At 70.0% G+C, this 12,580-nt stretch carries 12 protein-coding genes; 6 read left to right on the top strand and 6 right to left on the bottom strand.

Going from position 1 to position 12,580, the window contains the following annotated elements; genetic code table 11:
- Positions 1–438: 438 nt before the first annotated feature.
- Together ACQG07_RS07725 and ACQG07_RS07720 are read right to left on the bottom strand one after the other, a co-directional pair.
- Entirely contained in the window at positions 439–1,932 is a 1,494-nt protein-coding gene (locus tag ACQG07_RS07725) for a mannitol dehydrogenase family protein (RefSeq protein ID WP_426737951.1), read from the bottom strand.
- A gap of 69 nt (positions 1,933–2,001) precedes the next feature.
- A complete protein-coding gene (locus ACQG07_RS07720) occupies positions 2,002–2,694 on the bottom strand; it encodes a nucleoside/nucleotide kinase family protein (protein WP_426737950.1) in 693 nt (230 codons plus the stop codon).
- Positions 2,695–2,915: 221 nt separating this feature from the next.
- On the opposite strand from ACQG07_RS07720, the gene ACQG07_RS07715 reads away from it, so the two are divergent.
- Together ACQG07_RS07715 and ACQG07_RS07710 are read left to right on the top strand one after the other, a co-directional pair.
- A complete protein-coding gene (locus ACQG07_RS07715) occupies positions 2,916–3,644 on the top strand; it encodes an SDR family oxidoreductase (protein ID WP_064296395.1) in 729 nt (242 codons plus the stop codon).
- A gap of 36 nt (positions 3,645–3,680) precedes the next feature.
- Positions 3,681–4,664 carry a LacI family DNA-binding transcriptional regulator gene (locus ACQG07_RS07710; RefSeq protein ID WP_426737949.1) on the top strand — a complete coding sequence of 328 codons (984 nt, stop codon included), beginning with the start codon at positions 3,681–3,683 and terminating at the stop codon, positions 4,662–4,664.
- 134 nt (positions 4,665–4,798) lie between these two features.
- On the opposite strand, the gene ACQG07_RS07705 is transcribed toward ACQG07_RS07710, so the two are convergent.
- Together ACQG07_RS07705 and ACQG07_RS07700 are read right to left on the bottom strand one after the other, a co-directional pair.
- Positions 4,799–5,740, bottom strand: a complete 942-nt coding sequence (locus ACQG07_RS07705; protein WP_137243468.1) for a linear amide C-N hydrolase — start codon at positions 5,738–5,740, stop codon at positions 4,799–4,801.
- Between the two features lie 39 nt (positions 5,741–5,779).
- Positions 5,780–6,331 carry a GIY-YIG nuclease family protein gene (locus ACQG07_RS07700; protein ID WP_079706975.1) on the bottom strand — a complete coding sequence of 184 codons (552 nt, stop codon included), beginning with the start codon at positions 6,329–6,331 and terminating at the stop codon, positions 5,780–5,782.
- 344 nt (positions 6,332–6,675) lie between these two features.
- On the opposite strand from ACQG07_RS07700, the gene ACQG07_RS07695 reads away from it, so the two are divergent.
- A complete protein-coding gene (locus ACQG07_RS07695) occupies positions 6,676–7,002 on the top strand; it encodes a GIY-YIG nuclease family protein (protein ID WP_426737948.1) in 327 nt (108 codons plus the stop codon).
- 171 nt (positions 7,003–7,173) lie between these two features.
- Positions 7,174–7,500, top strand: a complete 327-nt coding sequence (locus tag ACQG07_RS07690) for a GIY-YIG nuclease family protein (protein WP_426737947.1) — start codon at positions 7,174–7,176, stop codon at positions 7,498–7,500.
- A gap of 475 nt (positions 7,501–7,975) precedes the next feature.
- On the opposite strand, the gene ACQG07_RS07685 is transcribed toward ACQG07_RS07690, so the two are convergent.
- Both ACQG07_RS07685 and ACQG07_RS07680 read right to left on the bottom strand, forming a co-directional pair.
- Entirely contained in the window at positions 7,976–9,154 is a 1,179-nt protein-coding gene (locus ACQG07_RS07685) for a Gfo/Idh/MocA family protein (RefSeq protein WP_124769758.1), read from the bottom strand.
- Positions 9,151–9,993, bottom strand: coding sequence for a class I fructose-bisphosphate aldolase (locus tag ACQG07_RS07680; RefSeq protein ID WP_426737946.1), 843 nt, complete (start codon positions 9,991–9,993; stop codon positions 9,151–9,153). The genes ACQG07_RS07685 and ACQG07_RS07680 overlap by 4 nt, the downstream gene beginning before the upstream one ends.
- A gap of 125 nt (positions 9,994–10,118) precedes the next feature.
- Between ACQG07_RS07680 and ACQG07_RS07675 the strand changes: the two genes are divergently transcribed.
- Both ACQG07_RS07675 and ACQG07_RS07670 read left to right on the top strand, forming a co-directional pair.
- A complete protein-coding gene (locus tag ACQG07_RS07675) occupies positions 10,119–11,195 on the top strand; it encodes a carbohydrate kinase family protein (RefSeq protein WP_426737945.1) in 1,077 nt (358 codons plus the stop codon).
- Positions 11,196–11,220: 25 nt separating this feature from the next.
- On the top strand, positions 11,221–12,243 hold the full coding sequence (locus ACQG07_RS07670) for a LacI family DNA-binding transcriptional regulator (RefSeq protein ID WP_411558688.1): 1,023 nt from the start codon (positions 11,221–11,223) through the stop codon (positions 12,241–12,243).
- Positions 12,244–12,580: the final 337 nt, after the last annotated feature.

Below are 12,580 nucleotides of genomic sequence, written 5' to 3'. Positions count from 1 at the left end.
GTCCCTGAGCCTGTCGAAGGGCCTACGAACAACCGTCATACCTGCCCTTCGACAAGCTCAGGGACCGAGACAGGACGCCATCGCGCATAGCCAACCTCTGCGACCGACGCTGTATTCAACAACCCCGTCATCCCGGTCCCTGAGCCTGTCGAAGGGCCCACGACGAACCGTCAGACCTGCCCTTCGACAAGCTCAGGGACCGAGACGGGAACCACCATGCCTCGTACACGCTCAACGACCGACGCCCCACTCGACAACCCGGCTACCCCGGTCCCTGAGCCTGTCGAAGGGCACACGAACAGCCGTTGAACCTGCCCCTCGACAAGCTCAAGGACCGAAACGGGAACCACCAGCACTCGACGACGGCAACGACGCAGCGACCGAGCGCCCCCTCAACCGGCCGAAGGGCCGTCAAGGCACCGTCCGACCGCCGCAGGGTCACCCTGCGGCGACGACCTCTTCCACCGCCACCCGCGCACCGACGTCCGCCAGCCGCGCCCGGGCCGCGATGAACGCCTCGCGCAGTCGCGCGTCAGATCCGAGGTCGCCGAACACGACCTCCAGGTCGAGGAACGCGCCGGGGCGCTCCGCCTCCTGCGCGACGGCTGCCTGCAACTCGGCCAACCGCCGGTCGACCGGCGCAAGCTCGCGCCCGTCGTCACCGACACCCTCGATGAATCGACTCCACGCCGCGAGCACGAGCGCCGAACGCGCGATCCCGCCGCCGGTCCGCAACTGCTCACGGACCACCGGGAGCAGGAACTTCGGGATGCGCTCCGAGCCGTCGACGATCTGCCGCGCCAAGGTGTCCTTGATCGCCTCGCTGCCGAACCGGCGCATCAGCTCCGCACAGTACGCGTCGATGTCGATCCCCGGGACCGGCGCGAGCGTCGGCCTCGCCTCCTCGTGCATGTACCCGAGGAGGAACCGCGAGAACAGCTCGTCACGGCAGACGTCGTGCACATACGTCTCCCCCGCCAGCAGCCCGAGGTAGCTCATCGCCTGGTGGGAGGCGTTCAACAGCCGGAGCTTCATCAGCTCATAGGGCTCGACGTCCTCCACGAGCTGCACGCCCACCTGCTCATACGGCGGACGGCCGTCGGAGAAGTCGTCCTCGAGCACCCACTGCTCGAAGGACTCCGAGAGCACCGGCCAGCGGTCGTCGATCCCGAACCGCTCGGAGACGAACGCGCGCTGTTCGTCCGTCGTCGCCGGCGTGATCCGGTCCACCATCGAGTTCGGGAACCGCACCTCGGCACCGATCCAGGCGGCGAGCGCCGGGTCGATCCGCTCGGCGAAGGCGAGGATCGCCGTCCGGGCGACGTGCCCGTTGCCCTGGATGTTGTCGCACGACATGACCGTGAACGGAACGGCGCCGGCGTCGCGTCGGGCACGGAGGGCCGCCGTGATGAAGCCGAGTGGGCTCTGCGGCACCGCGCCCGCCGGCAGACCATCGAGGTCCGCGAGCGTCGCACCGTCACTCGGCTCGAACGCGCCGGTCGCGTCGTTCACCCCGTAGCCGCCCTCGGTGATCGTGAGCGACACGATCCGCGTCGACGGATCGCTCACGCGGGCGAGGACCGCTTCCGGGTCGTCGGGAGCGAACAGGTACTCGACGATCGACCCGACGACGCGCGCCTCGACCTCGCCGTCCGGACTCGTCGTCGCGAGGGTGTAGAGGCGGTCCTGAGCGCCGAGCGCGTCCCGCATGGCTGCGTCACCGGCCAGTGTGCCGACGCCGACGAGCCCCCAGGACGCGTGCTCGTCGCCGGGGAGCCCGAGCACGCGGTCGACGAACATCGCCCCGTGCGCACGATGGAAGGCGCCGACCCCGAAGTGGACGATGCCGGGTCGGATGGCCGAGCGGTCGTAGGCGGGGACGGCCACCTGCTCGTCGAGAGCGGTGAGGGTGGCGTCGGAGAGCTGGGTCATGTGGTGCCTTCTCGTCGGTGAGCGGGTTCCGGGTGGTGCAGGTCGAGGGTGCTGCGGCTGCAGGGTGGGTCAGGCGCCGTGGGTGGATTCGGTCTCCACCGGCGTCGACGCGTCGAGCGTGACGATGCGGGTGGCGCGCTGCTTGGTGGCGTCGACCAGGCGGGCGTTCGGCTCGTCGACGCCGAGCACCCAGGCTTCGGCCTCGTCGCGCGGGTGTCCGTGACCGAGGCGTCGGGCGATGAGTCGGTCGCGGCGCACCTCGTCGTCCACGTCGACGTACCAGGACTCGTCGAGATGCGCGGCGACACCCTGCCAGCCGTGGTCGTCGAACAGGAGGTAGTTGCCCTCGGTGATCACGAGCGGCACCTCGGGGCGGACGAGGACGGCACTGCCGATCGACGCCTCGAGCGAGCGGTCGAACCGGGGTGCGTAGATCGGTGTGCCCGGAGACTCGGCGGTGCGTCCAGCACGCGCGAGGCGGGACAGCAGTGCGACGTAGCCGTCGACGTCGAAGGTGTCGGGCGCGCCCTTGCGGTCGCGTCGCCCGAGGCGGACGAGCTCGGCGTTGTCGAGGTGGAAGCCGTCCATCCCGACGATGACGGCCTGGTCGCCAAGCGCGGCGGCGAGCGCGTCGCTGACGGTCGACTTACCCGCACCGGGCGCACCGACAATCCCGAGGATCCGGCGGGACCCGGTGGCGGCGAGCGAACGGGCGTGATCGATGAGGCCGTCGAGGTCGGTCCCGATCGTGATGCCGCTCATCGTGATGCCTGACCTCTCCTGGGAGCCGACCGGTCGCGGACGCGCCGTCGCCCGACTCACGGTAGGTCCAGGGGATGCGTGTGTCAACACCGGATGTCACCGGTGTCATGATCTGCTGGTGAAATCCATGTCACGGGTGACATGGTTGCGATTCCGTGGTTATGATGCTCCCGACCCGGTGCACCGACGCACGGGCCTCATCACATCGATCGGACCACCTCATGACTGACTTCAACGGCCGCACCATCCTCGTCACGGGAGCGAGCGGCGGCATCGGCGGCGCGACCGTCCGCCACCTCGTGGCAGCGGGCGCACAGGTGATCGCCTCCGGTCGCAACGTCGAGCACCTCGACGCCATCGCGGCCGAGACGGGCGCCGAACCGCTGCCCTTCGACCTCACCTCGGAGGACAGCATCCGCGACGCGATCGAGGGACGCGACATCTGGGGCGTCGTCAACTCCGGCGGTTGGGGCGGCGAGATCGCCTCCCCACAGGAGACCGACATCGACGTGTTCGACAAGGTCATCAGCATCAACGCACGCGGGTCGCTGCTCGTCACCAAGTACGCGTCCCGCGAGATGATCCGCCAAGAGCGCGGCGGGGCGATCGTCAACGTCTCGAGCCAGGCGAGCCTCGTCGCACTCTCCGGCCACATCTCCTACGGCTCGTCGAAGGCCGCGCTCGACAACATCACGCGGGTCTCGGCCCTGGAACTCGGGAAGTACGGCATCCGCGTCAACGCCGTCAACCCGACGGTCGTGATGACGCCGATGTCCGCCTGGTACTGGGGCCGCCCCGACATCGAAGGCCCCTTCCTCGAGGCGATGCCGCTCGGCAAGTGGGCCACCGAGGACGACATCGCCGGCCCGATCACCTTCCTGCTGAGCGACGCCGCCGGCATGATCTCGGGCGTCTCGCTGCCGATCGACGGCGGCTACACCGCGCGCTGACCCGATCCGGCAGGACCGAACGGGAGGGACCCGAGCATGGCCACGATGCGCCAGATCGCCGCAGCCGCCGGCGTGAGCGCGAAGACGGTCTCACGGGTCTTCAACGACGACCCGCACGTCCTCCCGGCGACCCGAGAACGGGTCGAGTCGATCCTGCGGGAGCTCGACTACGTGCCGAACTCCCTCGCGACGGCGTTCCGCTCGGGCCGCCCGTCGGTCATCGGGGTCGCCGTCCCCGACATCGTCGACCCGTTCTTCGCGGAGATCGCGCGTGCGGTGGAGCGGACGGCGCGCGATCACGACATGTCGACGCTCGTGACGAGCCTCGGCGACGACCCGGACCGCGAGCGCGCGGTCCTCGAGCCGATGCTCCGGCGTCAGCTGGCCGGAGTGGTGCTCGCGCCGATCAGCGACGACCAGAGCTCACTGGCCGCGTGGGCGTCGCGGACGCCGTTCGTGTTCGTCGACCGCGCGCCGGGTGGCCTCGCCGCCGACGCCTTCACGCAGGACGACTTCGGTGGAGCGTTCGCGGCGACGACCCACCTCGTCGAGCACGGCCACCGTCGGATCGCCTTCGTCGGCGACGAGCTGGCCCTGCCGACGACCGCCGAGCGGCTGCGCGGGTACCGGGCGGCACTCACCGAAGCCGGGCTGCCTGCCGACGAGGAACTCATCGCCCTCGGTGCGGCGACCCGCGAAGGGGCGGCGCGCGCGCTGGCGGCCATCGACTCGCGGGCGACGGCCCTGTTCTCGTCGAACGCCGTCTGCACGATGGCGTTGCTGCCCGCGCTCGCCGAGCAACCGCTCCCACTGGTCGCGTTCGGTGACTTCCCTCTGGCCGAGCTCCTGCGACCGTCGGTGTCCGTGATCACGCAAGACCCGGAGGCCCTCGGCCGACTCGCTGCGGAACGGATCATCGATCGCCTCGACCGCCCCGACGCGCCATACCGCCGGAGCACGGTCCTCCCGGTGCACCTCGTCGAGCGCGACTCCTGTCGGGCCGCGCCCGCGGTGCGATGAGTCGCCGGCTCCGAGCCGCCCCGGTCGGGCCCTCACATCCCCGGTCCCTGAACCATCCCGGTCCCTGAGCCTGTCGAAGGGCGCACGCGAACGCCCCGAACACTCGAACGGCTCGGGAACCGAAACCGGCCGGCCTAGTAGCTCAACGTCGCCGGCGCGAGCTCCGCCGTCTGGTCGCCGACGCGGCTCGGGTCGCGCGGGTCGAGGCGACGGACCTCACCGACGTCCGCGAGTTCGTCGAGCTCGATCCAGAAGATGTTCGGACTCCGTGTCGAGCCGAAGTAGTAGACCAGGTTCGTGAGGTCCGCCCCGGCCCGCCACCAGGTCGGGTACACGTCGCCCGTCGAGTACGGCGCGCCGTACGGCACCGACACGTTCGCGATGAGCTGGAAGACGCCCGCGACCGCCTCGACGGTGTCCGCCGGCTCCGGCAGGTAGTGGAGGAAGTAGGAGGCGCGCACGAACCGGTCGACCGAGGTGATGTCCCCGGGAGGCGGCAGCTCGCCACCGAACGGCCGGTAGCGGTCGCGGTTGGTGATCTGCTCGTCGAGGCTCGGCGAGTTGGCCATCACGGTGAACTCGCGGCCGTGGTGGACGACGAGCCGGCCGTCGATCGGCTCGATGATCGCGGAGTCACCCGAGGCGTCCTCGATCGCGATGTGGATGCCCATCTGCAGGCCGCGGAACATCGGGGACGTGATGCGGACGGTGTCGATGTCGGCGATCGCCTCGGCGACCGAGGCGTAGCTGTCGAGGAGGTACTGCACCCACAGCGCGTTCGAGACCGTCGGACGGCCGTCGGGCTCGGCGAACGTCACGTCCTCCGGGTCGAGGTAGAGCGCGTGTGCTCCGAGGCCCGCCGTGTTCAGGCCGTCGACGGTCCCCATCCCCCACATGCTCGTGACGACACTGCCGTACCGGGAGGTCCACCGGTGCGAGGTGGCGTCATCCGTGCCACCTCGGTCGGTACCGCTCGGGACGAACCACAGCTCGGGTTCGTCGCTCTCCGACCAGTCCATGCAGCGGCTGACCGTCTTGGCGACCGCGTTGTCGTTCCAGAAGATTCGAGTGCACACGCGCTGAGCGTACCCCGCGCGTGGTGCCAACCGGAGGGGCTATCGCCCACGCAGTGCCGCGGCCTCGCTGAGCCAGCGGCTGTAGAGGTCCCAGGGGTCGACGTCGCGGGCGACCGAGGCGATGTGGGCGAGCAGTCGGGGCGACCCCGTGAACCATTCGGAGCGTTCGAGGCGCTCGCGGGCGAACTGTTCGTGACGCGCACGCTCGACGTGCCGGTCACCGCGTTCGAGCGCGAGCAGTTCGTCATGCCAGATCGCGGCGAACCGCTGGCGAGGGTTCGTCGTGGTGCCGATCTTCACGCGGTCGCCGTGACGGAGGTAGTAGACGACGTCGATCCGCGGCCGGGCGAGGTCGTCGTCGGGCACGTCTCCCTGCCGCCACTCGCACGCGGCGCACAACCACGCGGACGGGTAGTGACGGCCGAGCCGCGAGCCGCACATGATGCACGGCGACGGCAGGGCGTCGACCACACCCCAGCGGCGCTCCGCCCAGTCGGCGGCGAGGGCCAGGTGATCCTCGCAGAGCGCGACGGGTGCGTCGACCGGTGCCGCGGCGTCACACCCGGGTTGTACGCATCGTCTGTGGGGCATCTCCCGAGTGTCCCCCACCCCGCCGACACCGGCCTCCAACCCCGGTCCCTGAGCCTGTCGAAGGGCGCACGGCAAGACCCCGCCCTTCGACAAGCTCAGGGACCGAACGGTTGGGCTGGCAGGGACCGGCTGGGTGAGCGAACAAACGACCGACTCCAGCCCCGGTCCCTGAGCCTGTCGAAGGGCACACGGCAAGACCCCGCGCCTTCGACAAGCTCAGGGACCGATCGGGCGAAGCGGCAGGGTCGAGCGACGGTCCTCCACAACTCCCCCGTGATCCGAGAGCGTCCAACGTCGGACGTCAGCGCAGACCGACTGGATCGAAGTCCTGCGAGGCTTCCCGGATGCCCCACGTCTACATCCTCAAATGCGCCGACGGATCCTTCTACACCCGCAGCACCATCGACCTTGCTCGACGAGTCGCCGAGCACATGGACGGCCTCGGAGCGACCTACACCCGCGAGCGACTGCCCGTCACACTCGTCTGGTCGGCCGAGTACGACCGCGTGGACGACGCATTCTTCATCGAGAAACGTCTTCAGGGGTGGAGCCGGGCGAAGAAGCAAGCAGTGATCGACGGGCGGTTCGACGACCTCCCGCGCCTCAGCTGCTCGCGGATCACCGCATGGCGCGATCCAGAACCCGGAACGGACCCGATGGCCGGTCCCTGAGCCTATCGAAGGGCACACGAACAGACCCCACCCTTCGACAAGCTCAGGGACCGAACGGGCGAAGCGGCAGGGTCGAGCGACGGTCCTCCACAACTCCCCCGTGATCCGAGAGCGTCCAACGTCGGACGTCAGCGCAGACCGACTGGATCGAAGTCCTGCGAGGCTTCCCGGATGCCCCACGTCTACATCCTCAGATGCGCCGACGGATCCTTCTACACCGGCAGCACCATCGACCTCGCTCGACGAGTCGCCGAGCACATGGACGGCCTCGGAGCGACCTACACCCGCGAGCGACTGCCCGTCACACTCGTCTGGTCGGCCGAGTACGACCGCGTGGACGACGCGTTCTTCATCGAGAAACGTCTTCAGGGGTGGAGCCGGGCGAAGAAGCAAGCAGTGATCGAGGGGCGGTTCGACGACCTCCCGCGCCTCAGCTGCTCGCGGATCACCGCATGGCGCGATCCAGAACCCGGAACGGACCCGATGGCCGGTCCCTGAGCCTGTCGAAGGGCACACGAACAGAGCCCACCCTTCGACAAGCTCAGGGACCGAACGGTTGGGCTGGCAAAGGACCGGCTGAGTGAGCGGACAGGGACCGACCATTCAGACACGACCGACTCCGACCCCGGTCCCTGAGCCTGTCGAAGGGCACACGGACAGAGCCCACCCTTCGACAAGCTCAGGGACCGAACGGTTGGGCTGGCAAAGGACCGGCTGAGTGAGCGGACAGGGACCGACCGTTCAGACACGACCGACTCCGACCCCGGTCCCTGAGCCTGTCGAAGGGCACAGGGACAGAGCCCGCCCTTCGACAAGCTCAGGGACCGATCGGTTGGGCTGGCAGGGACCGATTCGTTGCGCTGGCAGGGACCGGACAGGTGAGCGGACAGGGAGCGCCCTTCGACAAGCTCAGGGCCGGCCAGGGCGCTCCCGGCTGGGAGACGGTCGGGTGGCCTCCCAGCCGATGCGCACGTCACAGCGCGATCGCGCGACCCTCCTCGTGGGAGCGGATCGCCGCTCGGTAGATGTCGTGGGTGAGCGCCGCCTCCTCGGGGCGCGCCGCCCCGAACCGGTCGCCGAGCGAGCCGTGCCGCTCGGCGAGGAACACGGCCCACATCTGGAGGATCGTGTCGGAGAACCCAGACTCGAAGTTCGGGCCGGTCACCGTCGGCCAGACCGACTGGCTGCCTGCGTCGAGCTGCTGCCACACCTGCTCCCGACCGCCACCCGGGATGTCCCGCACCGCGAACACCTCGACGAGCTTCGGGTTCTTCGTGCTGAACCGGACCCCGCCGTCGAGACCGATCGCCTCGAACTCCCACGTGTTCTTCTGCCCGGGATCGATGCGCTTCGTCTCGGTCGTGAGCGGGAAGCGGACACCGTCATGGGTCGCCCAGCTGTGCAGCACCGCGTTGTCCCACGTGTCGCACGGCACGAGCGAACCGTCGGGACCGGGACGCTCGGTGACGATGTTCTGCAGCACCCCGTACACGCTCTCGGGTGCCCAGCCGAGCCGCAGCGGCACGTGCCAGGTGTGCATCCCGAGGTCGTTCATCACGCCGGCCTCACCGCAGAACTGCGTCTGGCGCTTCCAGTTGATCTGCTTGCCCCGATCGATGTCGCTCGAGTGCAGGAAGCTGTTGCGCGCCTCGACGATCGTGCCGAGCGCTCCGGACCGCACGTAGTCGATCGCCAGCTGCGCACCCGGGAAGAACGGCATCTCACTCGAACACCGGACGAAGCTCTCCGGGTGCTCGGCCATCGCCGCGAGGACGGACTGTGCGGCCGCCGCATCGATCCCGAACGGCTTCTCCGCCAGCAGGCCCTTCCCGGCTCGGATGACGTCGGTGTAGATCTGCTCGTGGAGGTCGTGACGCACGGCCACGTAGACGACGTCCACCGACGGGTCGGCGAGCAGCTCGTGGTAGTCCGTGGTCTTCGTGACGACCGTGTCGATCTCGTCGAACCAGTCGAGCGCCGCCGGGTTGATGTCGCAGACGGCCGTCAGTCGCGGTCGCACCGGGTGGTCGATGAGCGCCGGCCAGCGCTGGATGGCCGCGGCGATCTCGCGCCCCATCAGTCCGCCGCCGATGATCGCGACGTTGACGCGCTCCGCCGTCGCCCGGTCGGCCGTCACCTGGTCGGCGCTCATGCGCGAGCCGCCTCGAGGATCGCGAGGCCGGCATCCGCGTCGGCACCGTCGTGTAGCACCGCCATGAGTGCCGCGGTGATGGCGGCCGGATGCTCGTGCTGGATGATGTTGCGGCCGTAGACGATGCCGCTGACCCCGGCGTCGAGGACGGCGACCGTCCGCTCCAGCAGGGTCCGGTCGTCGACGCGACCGCCGCCACGGACGAGGACGGGGATGTCTCCGGCGACCTGCACGACGCGTGCGTACTCGGTGATGTCGCTGCTCGGGTCGGCCTTGATGAGGTCGGCGCCGAGTTCGACCGCCTGGCGCACGAGGGTGACGATCTTCTCGATGTCACCGTCGACCTGGTACCCGCCGGCCGTCGTGTTGTCCTGCATGACGAGCGGCTCGATCATGAGCGGCATCCCGTACCGGGTCGCTTCGCGGCGCAGGGCCATGATCGAGCGGATGTTCGCCTCGCGGACCTCGGGGTGCTCGGGGATCTGCATGAGGTTGACGCACACGGCGACGGCGTCGAGCCGGACGGCCTCCTCGATCGCGTGCGGCACGTGGTGGCTGTAGAGGATCGAGTCGAGCGGGTTGCCGTAGACGTTCGCGACGTCCGTCCGCAGGACGAGCGCCGGCTTGTCCTTGCCGGAGACCTGCTGCAGGAGACGGGCCTGACCGAGGGTCAGCTGGACGGCGTCCGGGCCCGCGGCGACGAGCGTGCGGACGACCTCGCCCATGTCCTCGATGCCGGTGACGAACGAACGCTCGCCGAAGAACCCGTGGTCGACGGCGACGTCGAGCGCGCGACCGGATCGGGCGTTGAAGAGACGATTGAGGCGGTACAGCGACATTGCGGCGGCTCCTGATCGTGACGGGGAGGGTTTCCGAATCGTCCCTCGGTGTGTCACAGTAGTGGCCTGAGACAACGTTGTCTAGCTTGCACCGGGTCACCCCCGGCGCGAAGAACGGAGGGTCCATGGGCGAGATCGTCGTCGCCGGTCACATCTGCGTCGACCTGTCGCCAGGGCTGAGCGCGAACGCACGCATCGATCCGGGCGCCCTCATCGACACCGGCCCGCTCCGCATCTCCCTCGGCGGCTGCGTCGCGAACACCGGCCTGGCCCTCGCCGACCTCGGGAGCACGGTCCGCCTGCACGCGACCGTCGGCGACGACGAGCTCGGCGCGATCGTCGCCTCACGCATCGCCGCGCACGACCGACTGCACCCGGCGCTCGAGGTCACCGACCTGGCCGCGACCTCCTACAGCGTCGTCGTCGAGCCCGCAGGCCTCGACCGGACCTTCTGGCACCACACGGGCGCGAACGAGGTGTTCACCGGCGAGCACTTGGCCGTCGGCGACGCGGACCTCGTCCACCTCGGCTATCCTCCGCTGCTCCCCGGGATCGTCGCCGACGATGCGGCGCCCCTCACGAGGCTGCTCGAACGGATCCACCGACACGGCGCGACCACGTCGATGGACCTCGCCGTCGTCGACCCGACGAGCGCCGTCGGCCATCTGGACTGGGAGGCGATCCTCCGGCGCACCCTGCCGCTGACCGACGTCGTGAGTCCGAGCGTCGACGACCTGCGTTCGGCGCTCGGCACGCTCCGCCTCCCGGCCGGGACCAGCGCATCGCCCCTGGCCCAAGCGGCGGCGTTCGCGGACCTCCTGCTCGCCTGGGGTGCCGGCGTCGTGGCGATCTCGGCCGGCGAGGACGGGCTACTCCTCCGGGCCGCCGGTGTCGACCGCCTGCGCCTGGGCGGACGGATGCTCGCACCGCACGCCGAGGCCTGGGCCGACGTCGACCTCGTCGCGCCGCCCGTCCCCGCACCCGCGTTCGTGTCGACCAACGGCGCCGGGGACGCGTCGACCGCCGGCCTGCTCTTCGCGATGTCACGCGGTGCCGCACCGGCGGAAGCCGCCGAAGTCGCGGGCGCGAGTGCCGCTGCGACGATCGCGGGACGCCGTCCGACGGCGGCCGAGATCACCCGACTGCGACCCGGACTCAGCAGGCTCTTCGCGGTCGCGGGGGCGGACGAGCCGATCGCGTGATCTCGCATACGCCAGGATGGTGAGCATGCGCAGCTCCCGACCCCCGACCATGAACGACGTCGCCGCGGCGGCCGGGGTGGGGCTGAAGACGGTGTCGCGGTACGTGAACGGCGCGACGAACATCAACCAGGAACTGTCGGAACGGATCGGCGCGGCGATCGAGGCCCTCGGCTACCGGCACAACCTGGCGGCCGCGAGCATCCGGCCCGGGCGGTCCAGCAAGGTCATCGGGCTGATCATCAGCGACCTGGCGAACCCCTATTACTCGGTGTTGGCACGCTCGGTGGAGCGCGTGTGCACGGAACACGGCTACCTGCTGATGTCCGCGAGCTCCGAGGAGGACGCCGACCGGCACCGACTCCTCGTCGACCGGCTCGTCGCGCAGCGCGTGGACGGCCTCGTCGTCGTGCCACCACGGCAGGCGACCACGGCCTGGGCGACGAGCACGGTCGTGCACGTCCCGATGGTGCTCGTCGACCGCCCGACCGGGCCGCTCGAGTCGGTCGAGGTGCACACGGTGCTCGCCGACAACGCGGGCGGGGCGACCCGCGCGACCGCGGCCATGCTCGCCGCGGGCGCACGACGGGTCGCGTTCCTCGGCGACTCACTCGAGCTGTACACGATGCGCGAGCGACTGGCCGGCTACCACCGGGCGCTGGCTGAGGCCGATCTCGGCGGCGCGACGGGGACGGGGCCGATCGAGCCGATCGTCTCCGACGGCGCACACTCCGTCGAGGACGCTGCGGCGGTCGTGGCGGGGTTCCTGGTGTCGGGCGAGGTCGACGCCGTGTTCGCCGCGAACAACCGGGCCGCGATCGGGGCCATGCAGGCGTTCGCGACGGCGGGCCGACGGCTGCCGCTCGTCGGGTTCGACGACTTCGAGGCGGCACCGCTCGTGACGCCGGCGGTGTCGGTGGTGGCGCAGGACGTGGCGCTCATGGGCCGGGTCGCGGCGGAGACCCTCCTGGCACTCATCGCCGGCGAGGCGGGCCCGCCCGTGACCCACACCCTGGACGTGCGCCTGGAGCTGCGCGGCTCCGAGCGCTGACGCCCTTCGACAAGCTCAGGGACCGGGAGAGGCGCACCCGGACCGCCCTTCGACAAGCTCAGGGACCGGAAGAAGTGCTCCCGGACCGCCCTTCGACAAGCTCAGGGACCGGAAGAGGTGCTCCGGGACCGGAGGGGCATTCACGGACCGTGGGAAGCGACCCCCGAGTACGAAGAAACCGCACACGGAGAACCGCTCCCTGAGCCTGTCGAAGGGCACACGAGAAGACGCCGCCCTTCGACGAGCGCAGGGACCGGAAGAAGTGCACCCGGACCACCCTTCGACAAGCTCAGGGACCGGAAGGGGCGCTCAAGGACCGGGGACGGGTGCTCAGTGA

The sequence above is a fragment of the Plantibacter sp. 2H11-2 genome, assembly GCF_050031945.1.
GTDB classification, from domain to species: domain Bacteria; phylum Actinomycetota; class Actinomycetes; order Actinomycetales; family Microbacteriaceae; genus Plantibacter; species Plantibacter auratus.
Note: the sequence above shows the minus strand (reverse complement) of the source record. Positions and strands in the feature narration are given on the sequence as shown.

What these genes read in the sequence shown, in the direction of transcription:
- ACQG07_RS07725 (WP_426737951.1), bottom strand. Translation starts at nt 1,932, where the DNA reads ATGACCCAGCTCTCCGACGCCACCCTCACCGCTCTCGACGAGCAGGTG.
- ACQG07_RS07720 (WP_426737950.1), bottom strand. Translation starts at nt 2,694, where the DNA reads ATGAGCGGCATCACGATCGGGACCGACCTCGACGGCCTCATCGATCAC.
- ACQG07_RS07715 (WP_064296395.1), top strand. Translation starts at nt 2,916, where the DNA reads ATGACTGACTTCAACGGCCGCACCATCCTCGTCACGGGAGCGAGCGGC.
- ACQG07_RS07710 (WP_426737949.1), top strand. Translation starts at nt 3,681, where the DNA reads ATGGCCACGATGCGCCAGATCGCCGCAGCCGCCGGCGTGAGCGCGAAG.
- ACQG07_RS07700 (WP_079706975.1), bottom strand. Translation starts at nt 6,331, where the DNA reads ATGCCCCACAGACGATGCGTACAACCCGGGTGTGACGCCGCGGCACCG.
- ACQG07_RS07695 (WP_426737948.1), top strand. Translation starts at nt 6,676, where the DNA reads ATGCCCCACGTCTACATCCTCAAATGCGCCGACGGATCCTTCTACACC.
- ACQG07_RS07690 (WP_426737947.1), top strand. Translation starts at nt 7,174, where the DNA reads ATGCCCCACGTCTACATCCTCAGATGCGCCGACGGATCCTTCTACACC.
- ACQG07_RS07685 (WP_124769758.1), bottom strand. Translation starts at nt 9,154, where the DNA reads ATGAGCGCCGACCAGGTGACGGCCGACCGGGCGACGGCGGAGCGCGTC.
- ACQG07_RS07680 (WP_426737946.1), bottom strand. Translation starts at nt 9,993, where the DNA reads ATGTCGCTGTACCGCCTCAATCGTCTCTTCAACGCCCGATCCGGTCGC.
- ACQG07_RS07675 (WP_426737945.1), top strand. Translation starts at nt 10,119, where the DNA reads ATGGGCGAGATCGTCGTCGCCGGTCACATCTGCGTCGACCTGTCGCCA.
- ACQG07_RS07670 (WP_411558688.1), top strand. Translation starts at nt 11,221, where the DNA reads ATGCGCAGCTCCCGACCCCCGACCATGAACGACGTCGCCGCGGCGGCC.